The sequence below is a fragment of the Chromatocurvus halotolerans genome (genome assembly GCF_004340525.1).
Classification (GTDB): Bacteria; Pseudomonadota; Gammaproteobacteria; order Pseudomonadales; family Halieaceae; genus Chromatocurvus; species Chromatocurvus halotolerans.
In genome coordinates this window covers 1-26,215 of sequence record NZ_SLWX01000006.1, presented here as the reverse complement: position 1 = coordinate 26,215, position 26,215 = coordinate 1, and the positions used below count along the sequence as shown (strand labels likewise).

The 26,215-nt window shown below is 55.9% G+C and carries 18 protein-coding genes and 1 tRNA gene; 13 read left to right on the top strand and 6 right to left on the bottom strand.

What is annotated here, in order from left to right:
• Positions 1 to 82: 82 nt before the first annotated feature.
• The 5 genes from EV688_RS08580 to EV688_RS08560 all read left to right on the top strand — a co-directional run bounded on the left by EV688_RS08580 (position 83) and on the right by EV688_RS08560 (position 5,614).
• The gene (locus tag EV688_RS08580; protein WP_117316086.1) at positions 83 to 679 is read left to right on the top strand and encodes a DUF2452 domain-containing protein; all 597 of its coding nucleotides are present in this window, start codon (positions 83 to 85) and stop codon (positions 677 to 679) included.
• Positions 680 to 694: 15 nt separating this feature from the next.
• On the top strand, positions 695 to 1,486 hold the full coding sequence (locus EV688_RS08575) for a TSUP family transporter (protein ID WP_117316088.1): 792 nt from the start codon (positions 695 to 697) through the stop codon (positions 1,484 to 1,486).
• A 65-nt stretch (positions 1,487 to 1,551) separates the two neighbouring features.
• Positions 1,552 to 1,989, top strand: a complete 438-nt coding sequence (locus tag EV688_RS08570; RefSeq protein ID WP_131917606.1) for a hypothetical protein — start codon at positions 1,552 to 1,554, stop codon at positions 1,987 to 1,989.
• Between the two features lie 77 nt (positions 1,990 to 2,066).
• Complete coding sequence (locus EV688_RS08565) at positions 2,067 to 5,480, top strand: EAL domain-containing protein (protein ID WP_117316091.1); 3,414 nt, start codon at positions 2,067 to 2,069, stop codon at positions 5,478 to 5,480.
• A gap of 57 nt (positions 5,481 to 5,537) precedes the next feature.
• Positions 5,538 to 5,614, top strand: a tRNA-Arg gene (locus tag EV688_RS08560).
• Here the strand turns inward: EV688_RS08560 and EV688_RS08555 are convergent.
• From EV688_RS08555 to EV688_RS08535, 5 genes are all read right to left on the bottom strand, one after another.
• Positions 5,577 to 7,127 (bottom strand): recombinase family protein, encoded by a 1,551-nt coding sequence (locus tag EV688_RS08555; protein WP_117316093.1) that lies wholly within the window; start codon positions 7,125 to 7,127, stop codon positions 5,577 to 5,579. The two genes, EV688_RS08560 and EV688_RS08555, sit on opposite strands and share 38 nt — an antisense overlap.
• Positions 7,124 to 7,366 carry a hypothetical protein gene (locus EV688_RS08550; protein WP_117316095.1) on the bottom strand — a complete coding sequence of 81 codons (243 nt, stop codon included), beginning with the start codon at positions 7,364 to 7,366 and terminating at the stop codon, positions 7,124 to 7,126. The genes EV688_RS08555 and EV688_RS08550 overlap by 4 nt, the downstream gene beginning before the upstream one ends.
• A gap of 146 nt (positions 7,367 to 7,512) precedes the next feature.
• Complete coding sequence (locus tag EV688_RS08545) at positions 7,513 to 8,193, bottom strand: hypothetical protein (RefSeq protein WP_117316096.1); 681 nt, start codon at positions 8,191 to 8,193, stop codon at positions 7,513 to 7,515.
• Positions 8,194 to 8,203: 10 nt separating this feature from the next.
• Entirely contained in the window at positions 8,204 to 9,226 is a 1,023-nt protein-coding gene (locus EV688_RS08540; protein WP_117316099.1) for a hypothetical protein, read from the bottom strand.
• On the bottom strand, positions 9,213 to 9,551 hold the full coding sequence (locus EV688_RS08535) for a hypothetical protein (protein ID WP_117316101.1): 339 nt from the start codon (positions 9,549 to 9,551) through the stop codon (positions 9,213 to 9,215). Before EV688_RS08535 ends, EV688_RS08540 begins: the two co-directional genes overlap by 14 nt.
• Positions 9,552 to 9,649: 98 nt before the next feature.
• Between EV688_RS08535 and EV688_RS08530 the strand changes: the two genes are divergently transcribed.
• From EV688_RS08530 to EV688_RS08500, 7 genes are all read left to right on the top strand, one after another.
• Positions 9,650 to 10,990: a hypothetical protein gene (locus EV688_RS08530; RefSeq protein WP_117316103.1), complete on the top strand. Its 1,341-nt coding sequence runs from the start codon at positions 9,650 to 9,652 to the stop codon at positions 10,988 to 10,990.
• Positions 10,991 to 11,569: 579 nt separating this feature from the next.
• On the top strand, positions 11,570 to 11,758 hold the full coding sequence (locus EV688_RS08525; protein WP_240624276.1) for a hypothetical protein: 189 nt from the start codon (positions 11,570 to 11,572) through the stop codon (positions 11,756 to 11,758).
• Complete coding sequence (locus EV688_RS08520) at positions 11,755 to 13,767, top strand: type I restriction-modification system subunit M (RefSeq protein ID WP_117316105.1); 2,013 nt, start codon at positions 11,755 to 11,757, stop codon at positions 13,765 to 13,767. Before EV688_RS08525 ends, EV688_RS08520 begins: the two co-directional genes overlap by 4 nt.
• A complete protein-coding gene (locus EV688_RS08515; RefSeq protein ID WP_117316107.1) occupies positions 13,764 to 15,080 on the top strand; it encodes a restriction endonuclease subunit S in 1,317 nt (438 codons plus the stop codon). The genes EV688_RS08520 and EV688_RS08515 overlap by 4 nt, the downstream gene beginning before the upstream one ends.
• Positions 15,077 to 18,097 carry a type I restriction endonuclease subunit R gene (locus tag EV688_RS08510; protein ID WP_117316109.1) on the top strand — a complete coding sequence of 1,007 codons (3,021 nt, stop codon included), beginning with the start codon at positions 15,077 to 15,079 and terminating at the stop codon, positions 18,095 to 18,097. The genes EV688_RS08515 and EV688_RS08510 overlap by 4 nt, the downstream gene beginning before the upstream one ends.
• 2 nt (positions 18,098 to 18,099) lie before the next feature.
• On the top strand, positions 18,100 to 19,866 hold the full coding sequence (locus EV688_RS08505; RefSeq protein ID WP_117316111.1) for an SIR2 family protein: 1,767 nt from the start codon (positions 18,100 to 18,102) through the stop codon (positions 19,864 to 19,866).
• Complete coding sequence (locus EV688_RS08500) at positions 19,863 to 21,275, top strand: argonaute/piwi family protein (protein WP_117316113.1); 1,413 nt, start codon at positions 19,863 to 19,865, stop codon at positions 21,273 to 21,275. Before EV688_RS08505 ends, EV688_RS08500 begins: the two co-directional genes overlap by 4 nt.
• Positions 21,276 to 21,287: 12 nt before the next feature.
• On the opposite strand, the gene EV688_RS08495 is transcribed toward EV688_RS08500, so the two are convergent.
• Positions 21,288 to 23,765: a DEAD/DEAH box helicase gene (locus EV688_RS08495; protein ID WP_117316115.1), complete on the bottom strand. Its 2,478-nt coding sequence runs from the start codon at positions 23,763 to 23,765 to the stop codon at positions 21,288 to 21,290.
• 1,193 nt (positions 23,766 to 24,958) lie between these two features.
• On the opposite strand from EV688_RS08495, the gene EV688_RS08490 reads away from it, so the two are divergent.
• Positions 24,959 to 25,954 carry an ArdC family protein gene (locus tag EV688_RS08490; protein ID WP_131917604.1) on the top strand — a complete coding sequence of 332 codons (996 nt, stop codon included), beginning with the start codon at positions 24,959 to 24,961 and terminating at the stop codon, positions 25,952 to 25,954.
• The last annotated feature ends 261 nt before the right edge of the window (positions 25,955 to 26,215 follow it).

Sequence of the window (26,215 nt, the reverse complement as noted above, 5' to 3'; positions counted from 1 at the left end):
CCAGTGTACCCCCGGAAACGCCGACTTCAAGCGCGTATCCGGCATTCTGTGGGCGTCGTCCCGAGCAGGCCGGAATGCTGTCATGAAACACGCGAATCCTCAGGGCAAGGGACTGGTGCCGGCACTGCAGGCATGGAACGACACCCGGCCGGCGCGAGCGACATCGCCTCGCCCTGTGCAGTCACTGCTTGCCGACTTCTGTGCCTCATCGCTGGTCCTGGCCGCCCGATTCGAGTTCCGGCCTGTGCCGGGGAACCGTTATCATCTCTACAAATGTGGCGACATCTGGCGTCTGTCACTGATCGCGCCGCAGGAATGGGGTTCACGACAGCCGGGTATTCACATTGCACGCTGCGACCTGCGACGGGATATGACCTGGTCGCTGGTCGCGGCGGAAGGACTGGCAGAGAGCCCTGAGGTCGTCGAGGCGCTTGAACGGCACATGGAAGCGTTTCTTGCCGCGGTGAATACGGAGGAACCGTTGACAGACACCCTGCCTTTTCACGTATCCGAACTGCCTTTCTACCCGCGACTGATGGCCTCTGCGCTGGCGCGCTCGCTGCGAGACAATCTGCAGGTCAATGGTCTCGATGCCGCGTCTGGCAGAACGCTGCTGACGGCCACGGAGTCGCCCGCCAGACTGCTGGACATTCTGCCACCGCAGGCGGCGTCATCATAAACGCGAGCGCGCCCGGTGGCTGACCTCGAGGTCTGGCAATATGCCTGTATCGGCCTGTTGTTCGTCTGGAGCGGTTTCGTGCGGTCAGGACTCGGATTCGGCGGCGCGGTCCTCACGCTGCCGTTTCTTCTGATATTGCTGAATGCGCCTCTTGTCTTCCTGCCGATCATCGCGGTGCATCTGCTTTTCTTCTCAGCCTTGACTATCGGCTTAGCGAAGTGGGAAGCGCGTCGCCGGCGGGAGGCCGACCAGAACACGCCAGCGGATACGGTCAACTGGGCGTTTTTGCGCTACGCGCTGCCGCTGATGCTGGTGCCGAAGCTGATTGGCGTGGCAGGGGTGATAACCCTGCCGGCAGATGTGGTTAGCGCCTTCATCTTTGCGCTGGTATCGATCTACGCGGTCAGCTACATTCTGAATCGGCCCTTCCGCAGCGGCAGCCGGCGGGTGGATGCACTGTTCATGATTATCGGGGGGTATGTCAGCGGTACGTCGCTGGTAGCTGCTCCGCTGGTCGTGCCGGTGGCCGCCAGTCGGGTTCGACGAGAACAGCTGCGCGATACGCTATTTGTGCTCTGGTTTATTCTGGTTGGCATCAAGCTCGCGGCATTTGTGATCAGCGGTGTCGATCTGCAGTGGGAACATCACTTGTGGCTGCTGCCCTGTGCGGCCGTCGGCCACGTGCTGGGGCTTCGGTTTCATCGCTTTACGCTGCGTGCCGAGACGTCGATGTTTTTCCGCGTCCTGGGTGGCGGGCTGCTGGCAGTCAGTCTCGCCGGTCTGGCGAGGATTTTTCTGGGCTATTGATAACGCCGCACTTCTGTGCTTCTTTAAGCCGGTCTGCGCTGCGACAACCATGAGGTGTTGAAACGATGAGTTTAACCATTACGAAAACAATGCGGTCCGCGACTTTTCTCGCGGCCGTCGCACCGCTGCTGCTGGTCGTGGCGCTGGGCGCCCGCGGCGATGATCTGCTGCAGACCAACTGGATTGAAATGGTGAGAGGTTTCCAGGATGCCGATACCGGTATTCAGGTGAGGGAAGTCACACAGGATGATAGCGGCGCGACGCACCTGCAGATCGCCATTCCCAAAGTGCGCATGGCTGATGTGATGGATATGGAAGAAGTGCGCGTGGTGGGGCAACGGCCGCAGGAGTTCGAGTTCAAGAATTTGCTGCCTGAGTTCGAGTATGAGTGGGTTGACGATTACGACAACAATTTCTACGGCCTGCTCGTGCATTTCAAGGGAGCGCCGAAAACGCCACTACGGCTGTTCTTTTCGTCGGAGTCAGGGTTCCTTCAGCCCTGACCCGCACAGGCGGCCATGTGGCCTGACCGCCCTTGCGACAGTCCGCGTTTCACGACGCGGAAAGGCATGAGGTAACCATGAGTCCGCGCGATCGAGGGGTGGATTCGGGTCGCGCAGCGCACCCGGATTACGAGATTCGACTCAGCGAACTGCTGGCGCGACTCGCCACGACCCTGATCCACCGCCCCGACACACCGCTTTCCGAGGTTGTCGACCACGCGCTGGGTCAGATTGCTGCGTTTGTCGGCGCCGATCGCGGCTATATCTTTCTTTACGATTTCCCACAGGGTCGCGCTGTCTATTCTCACGAATGGTGTGCCCCCGGTATCAGTCCGCAACTCGCGGCAGAGGCAGTCGTCGACACCGCCACGCTGGGGGAGTGGGTGGACCTGCATCGGCGCGGTGAGCCCGTGGTGGTGGAGGATGTGCAGGCATTGGGTGACAGGCCTATCCGGCGTGTTCTGGAGCATCAACAGATCCTCAGCACGGCGATGGTACCCATGCTGCAGGAGGGCGAATGCATCGGCTTCTGTGGGTTCGACGCCGTGCGCCGCCAGCGCGACTACAGTGGGCAGGAACTGCGCCTTCTGCAGGTTTTTGCGCAGATGCTGGTCAATCTCTGGCTGCATGAGGAGACACGCCAGCGCCTGCAGCAGCTGTCGGACATCGTCGAACTCTCCCCTGCCGTTGCGGTTGTCTGGCGCAATGAACCGGGATGGCCCCTCGAATACGCCAGCGATAACATCCGTCAGCTAGGTTATACCGCCGAAGAGTTCATTGCCGGCGAGATTCTGTACAGCGATCTCATCCATCCCGATGATCTGCCCGCAATCGAAGCGGCCGTGGCAGCGCATGTCCACCATGGACCTGACGAATATCGACAGACCTATCGGCTTTACCGGCGCGACGGCAGCTACATCTGGATTGACGACCATACCTGGCTGGTGCGCGACGACCACGGTGAGGTCCAGGCAATCCATGGCATTCTCATGGACGATAGCGCCCGCAAGCAGGCGGAAATTGCGCTGGCGAGCAGCGAGCAGCGTTTCCGCCGACTGCTGGAGGACATCCCCAACATCGCGGTGCAGGGCTACGATCGTGACCTCAGGCTGATTTTCTGGAACCGGGGAAGTGAGCTGATTTACGGCTGGAAAGCGGAGGAGGCGATAGGACAGTCACTGCTCGATCTCATCATCCCCGAGACACTGCGAGACGATGTCGAGAGGGGCGCGTTGCGCTGGCTTTCCGGCGGGCCGGCGGTCGATTCCGGCGAATTGACGCTGCAGCGGCGGGATGGTTCCGCAGTGTCGGTTTACTCAAGTCACGCGCTGCAGGTCAACAGCCGCGGCGAGTGTGAAATGTACTGCATCGATATCGACATGACGGCGCAGCGGGCGGCGCGGGCCCGACTGGAGCTGTGGGCGAGCGTATTCACCCACAGCCACGAGGCGATATTCATTCTCGACGGGGAACGGCGCATCGTCGAGATCAATGCTGCGTTCACGGCAATCACCGGCTATGACGACAGGGACGCCCTGGGCAGACCGCTGGACTTTCTGGTCGCCGGTGCCGCCTCTGCGGCACGCTATGAGGACATGTGGCGTGCATTGTCCGAACAGGGGTTCTGGACCGGCGAGCTGCCAAGCCGGCGCTCTGACGGCGGGCGATTCGAGGCCTTTCTCACGGTTAGCGCCATTGTCGGTGCGGATGGGGGCGTGGCCAACCTCGTCGGCCTTTTTTCCGACATCACGGCACAGAAGCACTATCAGCAACAGCTGGAGTACACCGCGTTTTACGATGCACTGACCGGCCTGGCGAATCGCACGCTGCTGGCTGATCGTCTGCGTCAGGCGATGTCTCTCGCGGTGCGCCGAGGCCAGCCCGTCGCTGTCTGCTTTATCGACCTGGACGGCTTCAAGAGTATCAACGATACCTATGGTCACAGCATCGGTGACGGATTGCTGGTTGCGGCTGGCGCGCGCCTCAGGTCGCTTGTGCGCGAATCGGACACCGTTTCCAGAATGGGCGGCGACGAGTTTGTTCTCCTGTTACTCGACCTTCCGGAAAGCGGCGTGCTGGACGATTTTTTCACGCGTCTGGCAATGGCCATGGCCGAGCCCATTGAGGTAGGCGGGCACAGTCTGCGAGTCTCGGCGAGCATGGGGGTGAGCTTCTTTCCCCAGGGCGATGTGGCGCTGGATGCGGATCAGCTTCTGCGACAGGCGGATCAGGCGATGTATGAAGCGAAGCACGCGGGAAAGAATCGCGTCGTGTATTTCGACAGTGCGCTCGACGAGACCGAGAAGCAGCGCCGCCGGCATGTCGACAGACTGTCGCGGGCAATTGACAACAATGAACTGCTCCTGCACTACCAGCCGAAAGTGGATCTGCGCGCTGGCGTGACAACCGGTGTCGAGGCCCTGGTTCGCTGGCAGCATCCCGAGCAGGGATTGTTGGCACCCGGTGAATTCCTTCACCTCGCCGTCAACGAGGACAGGCTCGCGGTGAAGCTGGGGGAGTGGGTGCTGCGTCAGGCGCTTGACGACTTTGCCGGACTTTACCGCGATCTTCCGGATGTGCGCATTGGCCTCAGCGTCAACCTGGATGCTGTCCACCTGCTAAGCGGCGATTTCGCCGGCCGTCTCGCCGCCGTCATGTCGCAGCACCGGGATCTGCCCGATGGCGTGCTGCGACTGGAAGTGCTGGAAAGCAGCCTGATTCCCGACATGGATCAGGCGGTGATGACCATGGAAAAATGTCGCGGTCTCGGTGTGCGCTTTGCGCTCGACGATTTCGGCACGGGATATTCCTCTCTGCATTACCTCAAGATTCTTCCGCTGGACGAGATCAAGATTGATGCCGGCTTCGTCCGTGACATGCTGACAGACCCCGATGACCTGGCGATCGTCCGCGGCGTGATCGATCTGGGTGAGGCCTTTGGCATTGATGTGGTCGCCGAAGGTGTGGAGACTGCAGATCATGCGGCTCTGCTGCTTCGCCTTGGCTGCGCTGCCGTGCAGGGCTATGGTATTGCAAGGCCAATGCCGATTGCCGAACTGCACCGATGGATCTTTCAGTGGCGTCCCGACCCCACCTGGACGGAACTGGCGCCGGTCAACACCATGGGCGCCGCGCTGCTGCACGCGGAAGTCCGTCATCGGGCGTGGATTGCCGGCGTCCAGGCGTACCTGAGCGGGCGGACAACGCGACCCCCGCCGCTGGATGAGGCGGACTGTCGTTTTACGACCTGGATTGAGGCCCTCCCGGACAGTCACCTGTCGCGTGCTACGCTGACTGAACTGCGGCGGCTGCATCGCAGGGTACACGTGCTGGCACAATATCTGTGCGCGGCTTTCCGCGATGCCGCGGGGCTACTGGACGCAGGTGCCCTGGCTGAACTCGAGGATGTTTCCGAGCGACTGCGGTCTCTTATGCAGAACCTGCTGACCCACGCCGGCATGCTGGATGGTGGCGCGGCCAGAGTGCGATGAGCAGGCACCCGGAGGCCTTGACTTGGGCTTTTGGTCTCCCTATAGTGGCGACCCTGCGCGCCTGTAGCTCAGCTGGATAGAGTACCTGACTACGAATCAGGTGGTCAGAGGTTCGAATCCTCTCAGGCGCGCCACTCCATTTTTCGCGACTGAAAAATCCCGTAAGAGCTTGAAAGGTAAGGATAAATTAGCGGTTCGAAAACCCTTTTTTGGGGCATATTTTAAGTTGTCCGCAAAGGTCAACCTGAGCACTGCCCGCTGATCCTCGAATCGCCCGGAACGCCAGATTTTCTGCGGGTTTCCGAGAAACGACAGAGCGGTTCGAAACGACTCCTCGAAGGTATCGACCGGCTTACCGGCTTTTTCGATCTTTTCGTTGAGAACGATCTTGTCCGCATCCAGGCGCGCCAGTCGCTTTTCGTAGGTTTCGACAACTCGCGCATTCTCGGTGCTCACAATTCGATCAACGATGCTCTCGACCTGGCTCTCAATCTTTGAAAGCTGTCGCTGCATAGCCTGCTTGCGTTCACCTACGCGCTGAATCCTCTGATCCCACATATCACGGAACATTGCCCCCGCAAGATCGAAAAGCCTTTGTGTCGGCTTGGCATCGGCGAGCAGATCGTCGAACTCTGCTTCAATTGTTTCCTTGCGGACTGACTTGCCACGGCTCTCGCAGCCTGACGTTACGCAGTAGTAGTAGGGATAGTGCTTTTTACGGCCCTTGGACCAGCACGCCGTCAACGGCTTCTCGCATTCATCGCAAAGGACGAATCCCCGTAAGGGGAAATCGACGCTGATGTCTTTGCGAGCTGGTGCCTTGGGGCGACCGTTCAGCCGATCCTGAATGCGCTGAAACACTTCGAAGCTGATGATGGGGTCAAACTGGGCTTTACGAAGGCTGACGTTCCACTTTGGGTATTCAATATAGCCAGCGTAAAGCCGTTGAGTCAGCACATCCTTGACGCGCTGATTGGTCAGCTTCCCGGTTTTCCGGTTCTTTGGGAATGCGGGTTGCGCTTCCAGAAACCTCCTTACCTCCGCCTGTGTCTCGAAACGCCCGTTCGCAAAGCCTTCAAGTGCTTCTTGAAGTATGGAAGCAACCGGCTCATCCCGAACATAGGTCTTCCCATGCTCAGGCAGCTTTGCCCATGTGTATCCAACCGGCGGATTGAATGGCCAGTGACCGTTGAGCATGCGTCCGCGCATGCGGGAAATCGTCTGATCGCGGTTTTTCCCGGAATGGTGCTCAGACACACTCGCGAGCACATGTTCGACGAACATTGAATCCGGATCGTCCTTGAATTCCATGGAAGGGGAGAGAAGCGTCGCGCCAAACCCCCGAAGCGCTTCTCGCAGCTCCAGATGGACGCTCAGGCCCCTGGCAAGGCGGGTAATGTCGTCGATGATGACACAGATATCCGAGCTCCTCTGTCGTCGCAGAAGCGCCAGCATTTTCTTGAGGCCGGGGCGATCCGCCGAAGTCCCCGTCATGTCGTCTGTAAAGACGTCCAGCACATCATAGTTTCGGAATTTTGCGAATTCCCGGCATCTGGACTCCTGTGATGCCAGTCCGTCGCCGCGTCGCGTCTGATTGACGCTCGACACGCGACAATAAATAACAGCGGGTTTTAGCAACTCGTTCATTGTCTCGGCTCTCGTTTATCTATCCACTTCTCATCTGAATCTACTTCATCATTTCTTGACTTTCCATCCGAATCAGAAGCTGTCCCCAGTAAATGCTGAACTGGGTCTTCCTCGAAAGATCTGTCTACAAAGGTCTCGAGCATCGACCACATCGCCTTGAGCAGCTCATCCTGTTGCTCCTGGCTCAAGTCGAAGCCGTCCACATAGGGACGATATTTTTCTACATCAAGACCCTGCATAATTTTTTCTTTACTGGTCTACTAACAGACCAGTCCTACACCTCCATTTTCTGAGAAAAACCTTTCCAGAAAGTAAATAAACCCCGGATTTATGCGGCTTTCAGTCTGTTTTTTTCTGAATATTCCACGATTCATTGCCGCTGCCCTTAAAAAACCGGCTTTGGAATGAAATCAGCGCCAGCATGTTCGGCCCACGCTTGCCACGCCGCGATCAGGTTACGTGTGTGTGCGGAATTGGCCCCATTTACGGTCTCCCCGATGCCGAGCATCGTGAGCTGACAGTTCGACAGAACGCCCGTTGGCGGAGTGGGTAACCCCGTTTTGCCGTTCGTGAGCGCCTTTGGATTGGTGGCCTGTGACGCCTCGATGCCGTCTGAAAGCAGATAAAACCCGCCCGCCTTTCCGGTGCATTCCAGTGAGCGGGCCTCATCGATAAGGAAAGCGGAAATCTGCGTTGTGCCGGAGGCTTGGACGCGCCCTTCGGCGACGAGGGTGGGGAGCGCTTCGACCAGCCGTTGGACGGTAGCGGCGATTTTCCTGGCCGGTGTCTTGCGCGATACGACCAGATCAAGCCGGAGTGGGTTCGCTCGCATGCCGTAATCGCCCAGGGTGCGAACACGAACGACATCGGAACGCGACAGGCTTTCGATTATGCCTGCCATATACGACGCGGCTCGGCTGGCGACCGCTTGGTCGGTGATAAAAGCGTTTGACTTGGAAATATCGAGGCCGACGATCACGGCTTGCTGTGCAGTGGCCATGCTCGCGCCTTGGGGGCCAAGAATGGCGACGATACCGGCGAAGATATATTTGGCTAAAAACCTCATGCTGCTCCTCCTACCCTGAGATGCCTTTGGCGACGTTGATTGCAATTTTTTTCAGCCTGTCTTCGCTGGCGGCGACCTCGATGCGTTGTAATTCCGCTTTGAAGGCTTCAGTGTCGATCGCGAAGGCCTCTTCGCTGATGCCGAGGAAGGAAAGGCCAATCGATCCAATGGGATCGTCTCGGTCTTCCTGCTTCACCAGATCAAGCAAGCGCCGTGCATAGCGAGCCTCGGCCAGAGCGTTATCTGCCTCGACCACCAAATCCGCCACGGCTTCATGGACCACTTGTGATTTTGAGGTGGCCTGCAGCCGGTTGTGCTCGGCCTGCGCAGCTTGAAGCGCAACGGCCTTTCGGTTGATCCCGTCGTGCAGGTTGCTGGACTCCCTGTAGTGCACCCTCGCGTGGATAAAATTACTCGTCAGCGTCAGTCCCCGGTCGATCAGGGTGTGACTGACCAGCATGCTGATAAAAAACACGCCTCCCAGGCCAACGGATGCCATGATCAGAGCGACAACACCGCCGAACTCTCCAAAGGCCTCTTTGATCTTGAGGCCCATGCTCTCTGGATCGGCGGTCGTACCGGCCCCGTCGATCCACGCCTCGATGGCATCGAGCCCGGTCTCCGGATCGAAAAGCATCGACGCGGCGATCTCGAAACTGGTCAGCGAGACGATCAAACCAAACCCGATAATGAAAACCATCAGAGCGAGTAGCCCCAGCCGAGCGAGCCAGTCATGCAACCGTGTGTCTTGCAACTGTTTGGTGATGATGGTTAGTCCGACAATGGCAAGTAGAGAGCTCAAGGACAGGAGTGTCACCGGCTGGTCCGGCCCGCCCACGTCCAGGAGCACATTCATGGTGTGCGCCATCAAAGCGTATTCGAGCCCGAGTGCGAGGATCAGCACCGGCACGATAATCAGGAGACCGGTGCAAGCCGCCGCACTGGCGAGATAGCTGCGGCGGGCGTTACCATCTAAGCGAGACAGCAGCTCCACCTGGTGCGGTCGCAATGCCGTGAGGTTAATTTTGCTCATCAGAAAACTCCTGTATGTCTTCGAGCGCCGTATCCAAAAGACGGGTTTTCTTTGCGCTGAGCTTGTCGGACGCGGCAGTATCGGTGTGAAGTTCCAGGAAGGCATAGAAATCCTGCGCCAGGCTCGCCTTTGCTTCGGCGATCCTCTCTGCCGCTGCTTGCTCGGCTTCCGCGTGAGCAAAAAGCGCATCGCGGATTACTTGAGCGATTACAGCGGGCGAGGGAGTGCGCAGCCGTTTCAACTCGCTGGAGAAGTGCTCGATCGCCGAAGGCGGCGCGCTCGTCCTCCAGTGTTTTCCGGTATTTGTTTCGTCCTGATCTCTCATGATTCACGTCTTCGCTACATGTGGTATGTCGATGTCCGAAAGTGTGAACGCAGTGAAGGCTTGAGACAGGCAGCCGGTTGGCAGGCAGCGGACGCAGTATGAGAACGGCAGTTGTCAGACGTACTTACGACTCGACGATCCAGCGAGCGACGATCTGGAAAGGGCTTTGTGAAGAATTCTGGAGACGGAAAGGCGAAAGCCGCGCCTTTGGGCGTGGCCGATATCTTCAGGCTATTTACAAGACGCTACGTGATCATAGTGCCCATATCCGCTTCGACGATGGTGCGGCATTCACCCTAAATTATGAGGCTGTCACCGATAGCGACCTCAGGGATGCCTTAGCTCGTGATCTACGTCCAGGTGAGCTCTGGAACACGAGTGACGCCAAGCTTCAGGTGTATCACGCCTTTCTTCAGCTGGTGCTCGACGGCGGGTTCGTGGCAGGAGATAACGCAACTCGGTATGAGGATGCAGCACAACTGCTTTGGGGGAAGCTTGGCTACTCGGCGGGTGCCTGGCAGGCGAAAGGAGCGGAGCTCATCAGCGCCGACATTCCGCCAATCTGGGCTGGCTCCATCGACGTCTATGAGCTCGGGATTGACGTTGGCGAAGATTACGAGTGCATGTTCCGTATGATCAACGGAGAGGCTTTCGACGGGGAAGATGCAAAGCTGCAGGCTTTTTCCCGCTTCACGAAGTTTAAGACGGCATATGCACCAAATGCGATCATTTGTTTTGGTGATATATTGTCGGGCGGCATGCGCCCGGTTTCGATATTACTCTATCCCCTTAAAGGCATACTGGCCGACCAGAAAATATCTGAAGAATTTCTGTCCCTTTTCAAAGCCTGGCAGTGGCGCGACAAAGAGGTGGTACAGATGGGCCTGACTATCCCATTCGTTCGTTTTTTTGCCACTGCAGAGCCTCTAGTATTCGGCGGCATGGCCGCGCCCGAATTCAAGAACCTGAATAACGAATTTGCCAGCCAGCCAGTGCCCGATAACCAGTTTGATCGAGACTCTTATCTTCGAGGCGAACGCTGCAAAATTCTTGAGAGCGATATATCAGGCGCTAGATTGCTCGTAAATTTGTTTCACATCGATCAGGCTGTTGAAACAAGCATGCACCTAGAGCTTTTTGGAGTAAATAACGATGCGCGAGTTAGTGCATCCATGCAATTCTGTGGGCATCCACTTCCATTGGTCAATCACGTTTACTATGGACTGCGCGCGGCTGTTTCTAACGCTCGCATATCCTCTTCAAGGTTCGAAGACGAGCGTCCAGGGCGGGTGTTTAACCCACCGCGCGTAACGTTTTTTGATATTGATACTAACCGATGGGAGGTTTACGACTTTTTTATGGCGCAGGCGACGCGCTTCGGCCTTCAGTTACCATCGGTTGATCCCAGAACAGTCGATTGGCTTGAAGACTACGACTGATAAGCGGCGGGCTAAGGTGTTGGCGTGGTGAGTAACTAAGGCCGCGTGAGCCGCCGAAGTAGTACCAACATCCGCGAAGCGGTGGTGGTAGTACACGAAATCCCGGTCCTATTTGGACCGCAAGATGTGTGTGGTACTACCACACATCTTGGCAAGGGGGCCGCTGCGCCCCCCGTTGCATCCCCCGGCGCCAGCTTCGACGTTGCTGAGAGCACGCCGAGAGCCGGGGAAACGTGTCGCCGTTCCATCACTCGCAAGGGAGCCTTCGGCGCTCCCCTGCACCCCATCGATCCTTTCAGGAATACCAGGCGGGCATGCTATTGCCCCCTGGACCCCTCAGCCATGCCATGGAGGCCACGCCGTGGGGGCAACTCCATTGAGGCCAACCGTCCGCCGATTGGATGCCGATCAGGGCTGTCGTGCCCCGATACCGACGACCAAAACTCCGCGCGTTGGATCAGCGCCAGCGCCTCGACGCTGGACCCCGACCATGGAGACCTGCTTGGATGCGTTGCCAAAGTCCACAATCGGAAATCATTTTTTCCTTTGCAGGTGTGGTCACATTGGATACACTTTTTCATGATGAAAGGGAAAGATTCCGGGTTCCGTATCCGCGTGGAGCGCGAACTCCGAGACGAGTTCGTTGCCGCCTGTCGTGCTCAGGACCGACCAGCGGCGCAAGTCCTCCGTGATTTTATGCGGCGCTACATTTTGGAGCATTCCCTGAAAAATGAAGAAGCCAAGCCGAGGGAAGAGGGGCCAGTGTGAGCGACATAAAATCGTTGAGCGGTTTCGTCTGGTCAATAGCTGAAATCCTACGTGGGGATTTCAAGCAATCGGAGTACGGCAAAGTCATCTTGCCTTTCGTTGTTCTTCGTCGTCTCGATTGCATTCTTCAGGACAGCAAGCAAGCTGTACTCGACGCCGAGAAGTCCCTTCCGGAAGGGGCTGATGAAGCTACGCGCGACATGATTCTGTTTGGCGCGGTCGGCGGCAATGTGAAGGTCTACAATCTCTCGCGCTTCACCTTCGGCAGCCTGAAGGGGCAGGACCCTGGCCAACTTCACCAGAACCTCGTCGACTACATAACGAAATTCTCACCGAATGTCCGCGACATCTTCCTTGATAAATTCCTGTTCACCGATCAGCTCAAGCGCCTGAAGGACGGAGGCATCCTCTGGAACGTGTTCGAGCGTTTCTGCGAGATTGACCTGCACCCTGATTCGATCAGCAATATCGAGATGGGGTACCTCTTCGAAGAACTGATCCGCCGCTTCTCGGAAATGTCGAACGAGACGGCGGGGGAGCATTTCACCCCGCGCGAAGTGATCCGACTGATCGTCGATCTTCTGATCGCCAACGATGACGCCAAGCTCACCGGGCGTGGCATCATTCGCCAGGTCTACGATCCCGCTTGCGGAACCGGCGGCATGCTTGCGCTGACCGAGGAAGCGCTCAAAGGCTTCAACCCATCGATCCGCGTTGAGCTGTTTGGCCAGGAGCTAAACCCCGAATCCTTCGGTATCTGCAAATCCGACATGCTCGTGACGGGCCATGACCCCGAGCAGATCGCCTTCGGCAACACGCTCACAACCGATGCGCATGCGAGCAAGAAGTTCCACTACATGCTGTCCAATCCGCCATATGGCGTGGACTGGAAGAAGTATCAGGACCCGATCAAGGCGGAAGCCGAGAATATGGGCATGGAGGGCCGCTTCGGGGCGGGCACGCCGCGTATCTCCGACGGTCAGCTTCTTTTCCTTCAGCACATGATCTCGAAAATGCGCGATGACGAGGACGGCTCGCGCATCGGAATCGTCATGAATGGCTCCCCGCTGTTCACAGGCGGCGCGCAATCCGGCGAAAGTGAAATCCGCCGTTGGATGCTCGAAAATGATTGGGTCGAGGCGATCGTCGCTTTGCCCACCGACCTTTTCTACAACACCGGCATTCAGACCTATGTCTGGCTTCTCACCAACCGGAAGCCCGCCAGTCGCCGCGGCAAGGTGCAATTGATCGACGCCAGCGGCGAGCGCTTCTGGAAATCGATGCGCAAATCCCTCGGCTCCAAGCGACGGGAAATCCCGGACGAGGCCCGCGCGGAAATCGTCCGGCTCTATGCCGACTTCCTGAACGGCGAGAGCGGCCAGGATAATGTTTCAAAAATCTTCGACACTACCGACTTCGGCTACCGCGAAATTCGGGTCGAACGTCCGCTTCGCCTGAATTTTCATGTGAGCGAGGAACGCCTTGCGCGGCTGCACGACGAGAAGGCTTTTCAGAAGCTTAACAACGATGAGCAGCAAGCGGTGCTCGATGCACTGGCGGCGATCCCGGATCGCCTCTTCACAAACCGCGCTGCGTTCACCGATGAATTGACGGACGCATTGGCTGCCCTCGATTTCAAGATCGGCGCGCCGCTGAAAAAGGCGATCTTGTCCGCCCTGTCCGAGTGCGATGAAGACGCCGACATCTGCACCGACGGCAAGGGTAAGCCCGAGCCCGACACGAACTTGCGCGACCATGAACTTGTGCCACTGGGTGAAGATTGGCGGGAGTATGTAAAGCGCGAAGTGCTTCCCTTCGTGCCCGATGCCTGGATCGATAAAAGCTATACCGACGCCCGCGATAAGCAGGTTGGCCGCATCGGCTATGAAATCAACTTCAATCGCTATTTCTACCAGTATGTGCCGCCCCGTCCGCTTGAAGAGATCGACGCGGAGCTGAAAACGCTCGAAGCCGAGATTGCCGGCCTGCTGAAGGAGGTGGCGGCGTGATCCGCAGGCGCTTCAAATACTTCATGCCCGAGCGCAACGAATTCTCTTCCACCGGTGAAGAGACACTTCTCTCCGTATCAGAGTATTACGGCGTAAAGCCACGCGCGGAGGCGTTTGATGATGAATCCGCAGAAAGCCGAGCTGAGTCACTTGAAGGTTACCGCATAGTCAGGGCGGGTGATTTTGTGATGAACTATATGCTCGCTTGGAAAGGTGCATATGGCGTCTCCGACCATGACGGCATCGTCAGCCCGGCATACGCCGTTTACAAAATCGATCCGACTTACGCGGATCGGAGGTTTATCCATCATCGCTTGCGATCAGAGCACATGCGGTCAGTCTTCCGAGCGCGGTCCAAAGGCATTATCGAGTCCCGACTGCGGTTATATCCAGACGCCTTCTTGTCTATGGAACTGGAACTCCCAGACCTCGACACCCAAAAAGCCATCGCGGATTTTCTTGACCGCGAGACCGCCCGCATCGACCAACTGATCGGGAAGAAGCAACGGTTGGTAGAGCTTCAGAAAATCCGCCGACTGGCTGAAGTTACTCAACTTCTGTGCAATGGCACACGCACTCCTTCAACTCGCAAACGCTCCGGTCTTGACTGGATGGACGACATTCCCGGCCACTGGCAATGGGTCAGGATGAAAGATGTCTGCTCGGAAGTGATCGACTGCAAAAACCGTACTCCACCTCAGGTGGACGAGGGCCAGTATTGGGTTATCCGAACAACTTGCATCAAGGAAGGTCAGTTTGTGCAGTCTGGTGGATATCCAACAGACAAGGACTCCTACGAAGAATGGACAAAAAGAGGAAAGCCATCGGCGGGAGATGTGTTGATTACCCGTGAGGCGCCGATGGGCGAAGCATGCCTTTATCCAGAGGACCTTGAAGCCTGTCTTGGTCAAAGAATGATGCTTTATCGACCCAACAAAAAGCTCATGAGAGCGAGTTATATAGTGCACACGATTTATAGTGCAATTGGCCAACATTATGTGGGTCTGCGACGTAAAGGCAGTACAGTTGGACATCTTCGTGTTCCAGAAGTCTATAACTTCCCCTGCCTTATGCCCCCATTGGATGAGCAGGACGAGATTCTCGCTCGTCTGGATGCCAACTTAGATACCTACACTGCGTTAGGTGAGAAAATTCATGCGTCTATTGATCAGCTCAAAGAATACCGCTCAGCCCTGATCACCGCCGCCGTCACGGGACAGATCGACGTGGCGACCTGGGGCAAGCAGGGACAGACGGACCGCCGCCTCGATCAAATTGAAGAGGATATGGCTCCTCGGGAGGCGCGCGCATGACCGAACACGCCGCCGCTGATGTCCATAAGGAAGATGTCCTCCAGGAGCACTTGATCCAGAACCTGATCGATGGCCTGGGATATGAGCGCCGTGTCGGATCGGAAAAAAGCTGCGCCTATCGAGGCGACATCCATTTTGACAAATCGCTCGCGATGGACCGTGAGCTGGTCGTTCGCTTCCTGAAGGAAACGCAGGCCGATTCCTGGGAAAAGCTGGAGCAGCACTACGCGGCGTCCGCCGAAGACGTTCTGTTCAAGCAGCTCGACAAAGCGCTGAAGGATCGCGGAATTCTCGATGTCCTGCGCCAGGGGATCAAGATCGTCCCCGGCATACCATTCACGCTCTGCTATTTCCGCCCGGCAAGCAGGCTGGAGCCCAAGCGCGTCGCTGAATATGAAGCGAACATCCTCAGCGTGATGGATGAGGTCGCCTACAGCCAAAAGCACGGCAACCGTATTGATGTCGTCCTCTTCCTGAACGGGCTGCCCATCGCGACGATTGAAGCGAAAAATCTTCTGACCGGCACGACCTTCAAGCACGCCGAAAAACAGTACAAGCGGGACCGTTCGCCAGCGAACGAGCCGTTGTTGACCTTCAAACGGGGCGCTCTTGTCCACTTTGCGATCGATGAAGACAACGTATCGATGACAACGCGGCTCCAGAACGGGAAGACGCGGTTTCTCCCCTTCAATCGTGGGCGTGACGGCGGGGCCGGGAACCCCGACATCGAAGGCGAGCATCGTATCGCCTATCTCTACAACGATGGTGATTGGGGTTCCGCCGTCTTCTCACGTTCGGTCCTGATTAATGTGATCGGCCAGTTCATTACTCTGGAGGTGAGTGGCAAGAACGAGGCCATGATCTTCCCGCGCTTTCAGCAGCTCGACGCGGTGCGCAAGATCATGGTGCACGCAAAAACGCATGGCGCGGGGAAGAATTACCTTGTCCAGCACTCCGCCGGTTCCGGAAAATCGAACACGATCGGCTGGCTCGCGCACCATGCGATCAATCTGCATAACGAAGATGACGCGCAGGTCTTCCACACTGCCATCATCGTGACCGACCGCGTGGTCCTGGATCGCCAGCTTCAGGGGACGGTGGCTCAGTTCGAGCAAACACAAGGCGTCGTCAAAAAGATCGATGGCACCTCTCGCCAGCTCAAGGACGCGATCGATAAGGGCGCGCGGATCATCGTAACGACGATCCAAAAATTCTCGACCGATCACCTCAAGGCGCTTTCCGGTCAGGGCAAGCGCAACTTTGCCGTAATCATAGATGAGGCCCATTCAAGCCAGTCAGGCAAGAGCGCCCAGGCAATGACCGATGCGCTCACTCGTGAAGCGACATCGAGCGACGACATCGAGGACCTGATCGCGGAATATCAAAAGGCACGCGGGCCGCAGTCCAACATCAGCTTCTTCGCCTTCACGGCGACCCCGCGCAATGTCACGCTGGAGCGGTTTGGTATGCCGGGGCCCGACGGCTTGCCGCATCCGTTCCACCTCTACTCGATGCGCCAGGCGATTGAGGAAGGCTTCATTCTGGACGTGCTCCAGAACTATATGACCTACAAAGCCTATTATCAGCTTGAGAAAACGATCGAAGACGATCCGGAGCTGAGCGGGCGGCGGGGCCAGCGCAAAGTCGCGCGCTATGCGAATCTCCATGCCACCGCCATCGGGCAAAAGGTTGAGATCATCGTTGAGCATTTCCGACGCCACGTCATGGGTATGCTCAATGGCCAGGCGAAGGCGATGATCGTGACACAGAGTCGCGAGCATGCGCTCAAATACTATTTTGGCGTCAAGAAATACATTCGCGAGAACGGCTATCAGAGCCTGAAGGCGCTCGTCGCCTTTTCAGGCGAGCTTGAGCTGGACGGACAAACCTATACCGAAGCAGACCTTAATGACTTCTCGGAGACGGAGCTTCCCGGACGTTTTGATGGTTTTAAGCCAGATGGGACGCCGTATCCTGGGAGCTATCAAATCCTGATCGTTGCTGAGAAATACCAGACCGGATTCGACCAGCCCAAGCTTTGTGCAATGTATGTCGATCGCAAGCTGGCCGGGCTCCAGGCAGTGCAGACACTTTCTCGCTTAAACCGTACCCGTGTGAGCAAAGACCAAACCTTCATCCTCGATTTTCAGAATACGATCGAAGATATCCAGGCAGCTTTCAAACCGTACTATGAAGCAACGACTGTTGAGGCGATGTCAGATCCTAATATGATCTACGACCTTGAAGGTCGGCTCCATCGGTTTGGCTATCTGGATAAAGAAGAGATTGAGCGGTTCGCGCAGGCCTATTTTAATGGGCCGCTTAGTGGGGCGGATCGCGCTCAGCTCGAAGGCCTTGTGAAACAGGCGGTCGCTCGCTTCGAGGCCGACAAGGACGAAGGTCGCCAGGAAGAATTCCGTCAGCTTTTGAAAAGCCACAGTCGATTTTACAGCTTCATCGCCCAAGTGATGAGGCTCGAAGACACCAGCCTCGAAAAGCTTGCCGCCTATGGAAACTGGCTCTCACGCCTCTTGCCCAATAGAGAAGTGCCGCCGGAGATCGAAATCACCGAAGACATGCTCCGGCTTCAGGCGTTCAAGGTTGATAAAAAAGAAGAAGGCAGCGCGTCCCTCGCTGCTGGAGACACGGAAGCCCTGAACGCCATCAGCGAGTTCGGCGCGAAGCCTTACACCGATGACGAGAAGAAGGAGCTGTCCGAAATCGTCAAAGCTTTCAATGATCGCCATGGAACTGAGTTCTCCGAAGCGGACATGATACGTTTTGAACAGGTCAACCGCGATATCGTGGACGAGGACATGACCGAGATGCTGCGGAACAATCCACCCGATGTCGTCTACGCGGCGTTCCGTGATGCGTTCTTCCAAGGTGCTATCCGCATGTTCCAACGCGACAACGAGATGAAGAATATTGTCCTCACCGATGCTGAGGCGCGGGATAAAGCGACAAGGCACTTCTTCAATAGGGCTGTTCGCGAGGCCCGAGAAGGCGGGCTATAAATTTGGCTACTCAATCTGAACTAACGGCTAAATTCTCTCATCGCCCGCAAAATTATGCCTGGTTCCTTGGCGCAGGCACATCGCGTAGCGCCGGTCTGCCGACCGCCACAGACATCATTTGGGACCTGAAACGCCGCCACTACTGCCGCGAAGAGAATCAGGAGCTTTCGCGTCAAGACATTCAAAGTGTTGCAGTCAAAGCACGGATTCAAGCCTACATGGATGCGCACGGCTTTCCCGAATTGTGGGCAGATCATGAATATACAACCTATTTCGAGAAAATTTTCGGCGACGATAAGGAGCGCCAACGCCAGTACATGAGCGCCATACTGGCGGAAGGTAAAGCTGCATTATCAGTAGGGAACCGTGTTCTCGGGGCGTTGCTTACAAGTGGAATGTGCCGGGCCGTATTTACGACCAATTTTGACAGCGTTGTCGAAAAATCGGTCGCTGAAGTCAGCGGTCGGTCGTTCACAGCGTTCCACATCGAAGGATCGCGTGCAGCCAATAGCGCACTGAACAATGAAGAATTCCCGATCTATTGTAAGCTGCACGGCGATTTTCGCTATGACAGCATCAAAAATCTAAGTGGCGATCTGGAAGAGCAGAATCAGGAACTCTCCGCCTGCCTTGTGAATGCAGCCAATCGTTTCGGTTTCATAGTAGCCGGTTATAGCGGGCGCGATGAGAGCGTCATGGCGCTGTTTAGGCAGGCCCTCGAAACGTCTAATCCATTTCCTCATGGCCTCTACTGGACTAGCTTGAAGCGTGGTGCTGTACATCCTGCGGTTATGGAGCTTATTTCGGCTGCGCAGAGAAAAGGCGTGACCGCCGAAATTGTCGAGGTCGAGACGTTCGATGCGCTGATGCTACGCCTGTGGCGCAACATCGAGTCCAAGTCACCCGAGATGGATGCCAAGGTTCGTAAAGCCCATCTATCGAAAGTGGATATTCCGCTGCCGTCATCTGGGAGGCAGCAGCCGCTTTTGCGGCTTAATGCCCTTCCCATACTTGATATGCCAACCGAATGCCTGTCGCTGACGTTCAAGCAACCTGTTGAATGGGATGAGGTTAAAACGGTTGCACGCGCATCGGAACAATCGCTGATTCTAACCAAATCCGATACGGTGTGGTGCTGGGGAAAGGAAGAATATGCCCGTCGAGGATTCGCTGTTGCCCTCGAGACCGTAGAAACCCGTGCGTTACCGAATGATATTCGCAAGCCGGGGAATCTGCATCTAAAAGGCTTCATCGAAGAGGCCCTGGCATATGCGTTGGCGCGCGAACGTCCCTTGCTCGTTCGTGCCCGCTACGGATCGATTTTTCTTATTGTCGACCAGCATGCCGACGATGTTGGTGGCCTAGGTTCATTGTTCCAGCTTCTCGGTAAAACTTCAGGCAAGGTGCCGGGCGTCTTCACGGTGCCTACCCCCGAAAAGCCGAGGTCTGAACAGGTGGGTTGGGCCGAAGCGCTGCGGATATCCGTTGATCAGAAGGGAGACAATCTCTGGCTTATGATCGATCCGGACATATGGGTATGGCCGCCCCGCGCCCGTTCCAATGCCCGTGACTTCCTGGATAGAAGGCGCAGCGACCGGAAAAATGACAAGTTCAATGCGCTTTTGGATGCGTGGCTCGAGTTGCTTTTTGATACTGAAGAACGCAACTCTGAAATTGCGGTGACGCCTTTCTCTGACGGCAATGTGATTGAAAACCCGCGTTTTCGCATAAGTAATAGGACAGCGTTCTCGCGGAGGCTTTTAGCATGATCGCGAGAGCGGGAGAACTAAGCGGCTATGCGACGCTGCCCGAGCCGGAGCTTGTCTTCGCTGGCGGCCGAACTGGGAAGCATCCGTTAATGGGGTTGATCAATCACGGCCCCTACGGCCTGAAATTCGGTGCGCCAGCCAAACTCCGCCTGGCACTCCTCGCTCCGAAAGAGAATATGGAAAAGCTCACTGGGTTGGTTCAAGAGCTTAAGGGCACGGCGCAGGTGCGGGAAGCACCGAACTACTATCCCGAATATCCCGGCTTTGAGGCGCTGTTTCGCATTCCTGTCGCCGATCAAGATCACGGTCTGGTTATCTCCTTTCCCGATGAGCTTGATAGGCATGCGCAGACCGGGCAGAAGGCTGAACTTGCAAGAGGCTTGTTTGAATGTATCGCCCAGCTGCGGAGCGTGCGCAGCAATTTTGACATCGCGCTTGTATACTTGCCGCAGAGCTGGGCGGCATGCTTCGATGGCGAAAACTTCGATTTCCACGATTATCTTAAAGCCTATTGTGCACCTTCTAACATTCCGATTCAGGTCATCCGTGAGAAGAGTTTTCAACGCAGGTGTCGCGCCAATGTAATGTGGGGCATGAGCGTGGCTATCTATGCAAAAGCGGGAGGTGTACCCTGGAAGCTCATAGGGCTTAACCATGATGAGGCATTCATCGGCATCAGTTATGCCATGAAAACTGACAGAACTGGTAATCTTTATACAACCTGTTGCAGTCAAGTATTTGACCCGGATGGAACAGGATTTCGATTTGTGGCCTATGATGCGAGCGAATTCACACAGGACAGCAAAAAGAACCCGTATCTTTCATACTATGAGATGCAATCGGTTCTCTCTCGCAGTCTGGAGATTTACCAGAGCGGTCATTTTGGCCGTGTGCCACGCAAAATCACGGTCCACAAGAACACTCCCTTTCAGAAACAGGAGATATTGGGAGCGCTCGATACTTTCCGTGATGGCACGGACGTTGAGCTTGTCCAGATCGTAAAGGGCACGAACTGGAGGGGCATCCGTTTTGACAACAAGAAGCCTCCCGAAGCTCACGGATATCCGGTCGTTCGAGGTACTTACATCCCGATTGAACGCAATGAGGCTCTTCTCTGGACGCAAGGCAGTGTAACCGGAGTTAACGTCAAAAATCCGAACTACAATGTTTATAAGGAAGGGCCTCTAAAGCCCACGCCTTCACCAGTTCTTGTTCGCCGTTTTTCAGGTGCAGGGGGGTGGCACGAGACCTGTTCGGGTATTCTTGGCCTGACCAAAATGGATTGGAACAACAACACTTTGTACAAGAAAATGCCGGTCACGCTCGTCTACTCTAAGGCGTTCGCGGACATTATTCAGCAAAACGAAGACATGGTTGACAATGTTTATGACTTCCGCAATTTTATGTGATCCTAAAGAATACTATAAATTTGTGGTATACCTCTTTAGGAACTCCACTCCGTTGAAGCCGTGAGTGGCGAGCAGTTCGTTTACCTGCTTCTGGCTGTTGAGAATATCCGGATCGCCAAGTGATTTCGCAAAATCGGTGAGCGCTTTGCGCAGCTTTCTGAGCCCATTCTCCGTCATGATCCGCATCCCCTCAACTTCGGATGCGCCATCACCCAGTGTACGGAGTGGGTGGATGATGACAGGCGTGCCAGTGGCAGCTTGCGTGTACTTCCCCAAGAACCATGACATAGCTTGATCCAGCTGGCCCAGGTCGGCTTTGGAAATGCCTTTCTTGGATGTGGCGTTATTCTTGCACTCTATGACCAAGAACGATCCATCAGGGAGCGCCCACAGATTGTCCGGCCCTCCATCATTGAACTGTTTATCGGGCCGCTGGGAATGCAATCCGATGAACCGGGCAACAGCATCTATGGCCGCTTCGAATTTGTCCGGTGTTACGCTTTGGAAACGCAGGTCGTCGCTAAGCTGGTTGACTTCTAATATCCGGTCGGCAGCTTCTAGAGAGCGTTCCTGATGATAGGATTGCACCGCTGCCGCCTGCGCACCTTCCTGCGCCGCGAGCTTCTGATAGGCGATTCCTTCCATCGGGCGTAAGACGTTCGGGTTAAGTCGGTACGCCGCCAGTAAGGTTTTCTGAGACGCAGGCGGGTTTAGGTGATGTTGCATGGCCGCCAGTTTCGACATGATCCACGCCTTTTCATCGCCGTCCTGCGCAGCGTTCGCAGCTGCGCTAAGCAGATCGGCGGCGGCCTTATAGTCCCCTGAACGGGCTGTATCGAATGCAAGCCGGACCGCGACGCTGGTCTCGTCGAGAACCAAATCCGTTTTGGTTCGGGCTTTTAGCAGCGCTTTCTTGCTAATTTTTACCCAAGAGGGGTCGCGATTGAGACATTGGTTTATGACGTCTGCAATTCCTTCGATATCGACCCCATCGAGTTGCTTGGCGATCTTCTTCGAAAGGTTGAGTTGTGCCTGCGTGGCAGGGGTGAGCAGCTTGATCCCGTCAGGCGATTTCACGCGGCGCGTGAGTTTCGATCCTATAAGCAGCACGACGCAATAATCGTCATTGGAGCGTACGCCGCGCCCCATGCCTTGCTCGACGCGCTGCATTTGACGCCGCAAGCCAGATTGGGAATCACTTAAGACGGCCATATCAGTCAGGTCGGAAAACGACGCCACCTCGGGAAGATTGTAGATCACCAAGACGCGGCACGCATCGTGCGGCAGGTCGATGCCGTCATACCTGTTCACGAGGACGGTAAGTCCGACGTGCCCATCACGCAGCTTCTCTACCCCTTTGACGACGTTTGAAGCCATGAGCGTCTGATCGGCAACACCCTCCCAGTCCTTGGCAGCATTTTTCGAGGGTACGATGACGACAACGTTTTCCTTTTCCGCCAGATCGACAAGCAGCGTTTTGATCTCTTTCAACGCGATCTCAGGGTTGAGCTCCTGCGGCATGAGGATCATGCGCTCGCCCATGGACTGCGAGGATTTGGGAACGATCGGATTGGAGAGCTTCTTGGGGTCGGCACCGAAATGGGTAATGAGCACGCTGTCGTCGGCAAGCGTTGCCGTCATATAGATCCTGCGCTTGGCGCGAGAGAAGGACCGCACAAGGTCGGTCGGCGGACAGTCTGGCTCGATTTCCATCTTCTGGCCACTTACCACACAACGGCAAAGTGGCAGAAAATCCTGAAGAAGCGGATAGGAGAATTTAAGTTCCTCATCGTTCTTATGATCATGCAGCGCTTGCATGATCTCCTCCTGTGCCCTGATCCATGCCCAGTACGGCACTTCCATGATGGCACGCGGATCGCCTGAGTTGATATCAAGGAACCTAGCATGGCTTTGCCTTTTTAGGTCAGTTTCGACGCTGTTTAAGATTTCCTGATAGGCGGAATGCGTATTGGGAAGCTCTATCCTGAACTGTTCCGTGATAGTTGCGATGCAGGCATGGGCGTCGTCGATGACGACTGCACCCAACTTGATCTTCACACCCTCTGCGCCGACGCCAAATACAGACTTCCCGTTAAACAGCCTGTGGATGGTCGTGACCAGAATTCTGTCGCCCGACTGGAAGTCCGTATCATGCGGATCGTCCGTGACCTCGATACCGAGCATTTGGGCCTCGGCGATCACCTGATCAACCAGTTGCTTGTCTGGCGCGACATAGGCAGCCGGAGCCATTTCCTCATTCAGCGAGCTTTGTAACAACAATAGACCAACAAGCGTTTTTCCGCTGCCAACATTCAGCTTGATAACTGTGTCAGCTTGATTCCTCTGCGCAAACCAGTCTTTAATGACCTCGGTTTGAATGTCGCGTGGGAAAGCGAACGCCTTGTCACGGTCTAGGGTCAGGAATATGTCACGAGGATCGATGACGATTGAATCGTCATCATCGAGAAAGTCATCGAAACTTATTGGCATTAGTAACGCCTTACCATTATTCGAGATTCTATAATTGTTTTAACGGTAACGCATACATATCGTCTACGTAACTGTTTAATATACATATTTTCGCTGTAATAGTCTAAGGAATCTGGTTGCGTAAGGTGGCTGTAGGGCTGATAAGGGGCCAGACCCTCAGCGCGCTTCAGGGGAAATAGACGGTTCCCGACGCTCGCTGCACCGCGCCAGCCGTCGATTTTGCTTTCCGTTTGCATGCCTCGTTTTCGGCAACGGCCAGGGTTGCAGGGGGCAACCCATCTCCAGTCAGATAAAAGAAGGCGGACCGGGTAATCGGTCCGCCCGAGCGATATCCGGAGGCTATCGCAGTGCTCGATTATTTGCGGCGAGCGAGCTGATTGAAGATCGTCCGGCAGACGGTCTGCGCGGTGGTTTCGCGCTGAAACGCCATTTCAAATCGGATGAAGAATTTCATTGAAGCCTCCTTGGCTCATTTCCAAGTCTCCGACCATCGGAGCCTTTCGGAGTCCCCGATCCCAGAATAATCATCGAAAAGGCATCCGCATGGACGTCTTGGAATTGTGCTGTCTTGAGGCCTCGCCTAGTGATGAATCCGATGTAATCGGCGTTGCTGGATACCGTCACAGCACAGATCAACAAGCCGAGACAGGCTTCTTGTTTGTCGCCGAGATTGAAATCGGTATATCTCAAGAGGCATAGCTCGAATAACACCCTTAGCCATCGTCATCGCCGCTGCAGTCTCTGCTAACACAACTCCCGCGATCGCCATACACCACACTCCCAAAGGCATGGCGATAAGTCCCCCAGTTGACGTCAGTCGTCATCTGCCGCTACGACCCAGAGCACTAGAATCGTAAAGTCAGCAATCGTGGCGGCACGGCCTAAGCCTGCTGCGCTGTTTCATTCCTCATTCCGGTTCTAGAGTTGTTTATCAGCCCCAGCGTTTCACTACCGTGATCGCGGCTTTGCTGGCGGATGATTTTTGCTCATCTCAAACCCCGTCTCCTTTTTAGCGGCTGTCCTCAAGCTTCACTGTTCTAGCCGGGGTCGCCTGCCGCGCAACGGGCGGCCCGCATAACCGTGTTGCCCGTTTCCCTTCGGCCTGATCGCCTTCGGTGCGCGTTCGGCTTTTCCCCCGTCTGCGTCGTTTCGCGTTCTTCGGAACAGCCACTTTTACAAAAAGGAGACGACAGATGAGCAATTCAAAATCACCCTCTAAAGATGTTTACACTCGCATCACGGATAAGATCATTGCATCGCTGGAGCAGGGCGTCCGCCCCTGGATGAAGCCCTGGAATGCGGAACATGCCGCCGGGCGCATCGAAAAGCCGCTTCGCCACAATGGGCAGCCTTATAACGGCATCAACGTCATGATGCTCTGGGCCGCAGCGGAAGATCAGGGATACAGCGCCCCGATCTGGATGACTTACCGCCAGGCTAAAGCATTGGGAGCGCAAGTTCGCAAAGGCGAAAGCGGTGAGCTGGTTGTTTATGCAAACACCCTGGTGCGCACCGCCGAAGACGAAAAGACCGGCGAAGAGATCGAGCAAACGATCCCCTTTATGAAGGGATATAACGTCTTCAACGTCGAGCAGATCGAAGGGCTTCCAGAAGCCTATCACCACCTCGCCGAGCCGGTGACCGATCCGGTCGAGCGGATCGACCACGCCGAGCGTTTCTTCGAAGCCACGGGCGCGGAGGTCAACCACGGTGGTAACCGGGCCTACTACAACATCACACTCGATCGCATACAGATGCCAATCTTCGAAAGCTTTCGCGATCCGGAAAGCTACTACGCGACACTCGCGCACGAGACCACACACTGGACACGTCACCCGAGGCGTCTCGAACGGGACTTCGGTCGCAAACGCTTCGGTGACGAAGGTTACGCCCAGGAAGAACTGGTCGCGGAGCTCGGGTCGGCGTATCTCTGCGCCGATCTCGGGATCGCTCCCGAGGTCCGGGAAGATCACAGTGCCTACATCGCATCATGGCTTGAAGTGCTCAGAAACGACAAGCGCGCGATCTTTACCGCTGCCGCCCACGCGCAGCGGGCCGTTGATTACCTCCACGGCGTGATCGCTAAAACCGAGAAGGCTGCTCACGCAGCCTTCTCGGTTTCCGATGCGCTTTTTCGCAGCGCAGGGCAGGACGTGCAAGCGCAAGAGCAGGAGAGGCCATGGTCATAGCGAGGTGCAATCAGCATGAGGTAAGAATCCGTCAGATCACCCCATCAGGAAATATGCGAATGAGGCTAATAAGAATATCTGATGATATACATAGAGCTGCATTACGCATATCAATAGATTGACATATATTAAATTAAAGAATATCATATGATATGCATATTAGATGTGAAAGCCCATTAGGTAATAGATAATGACCGTCAAAGACACCGCCAGAAAGCAATATATACGTATCGCGGATCGAGCTGCGCGGCAACTTGAATC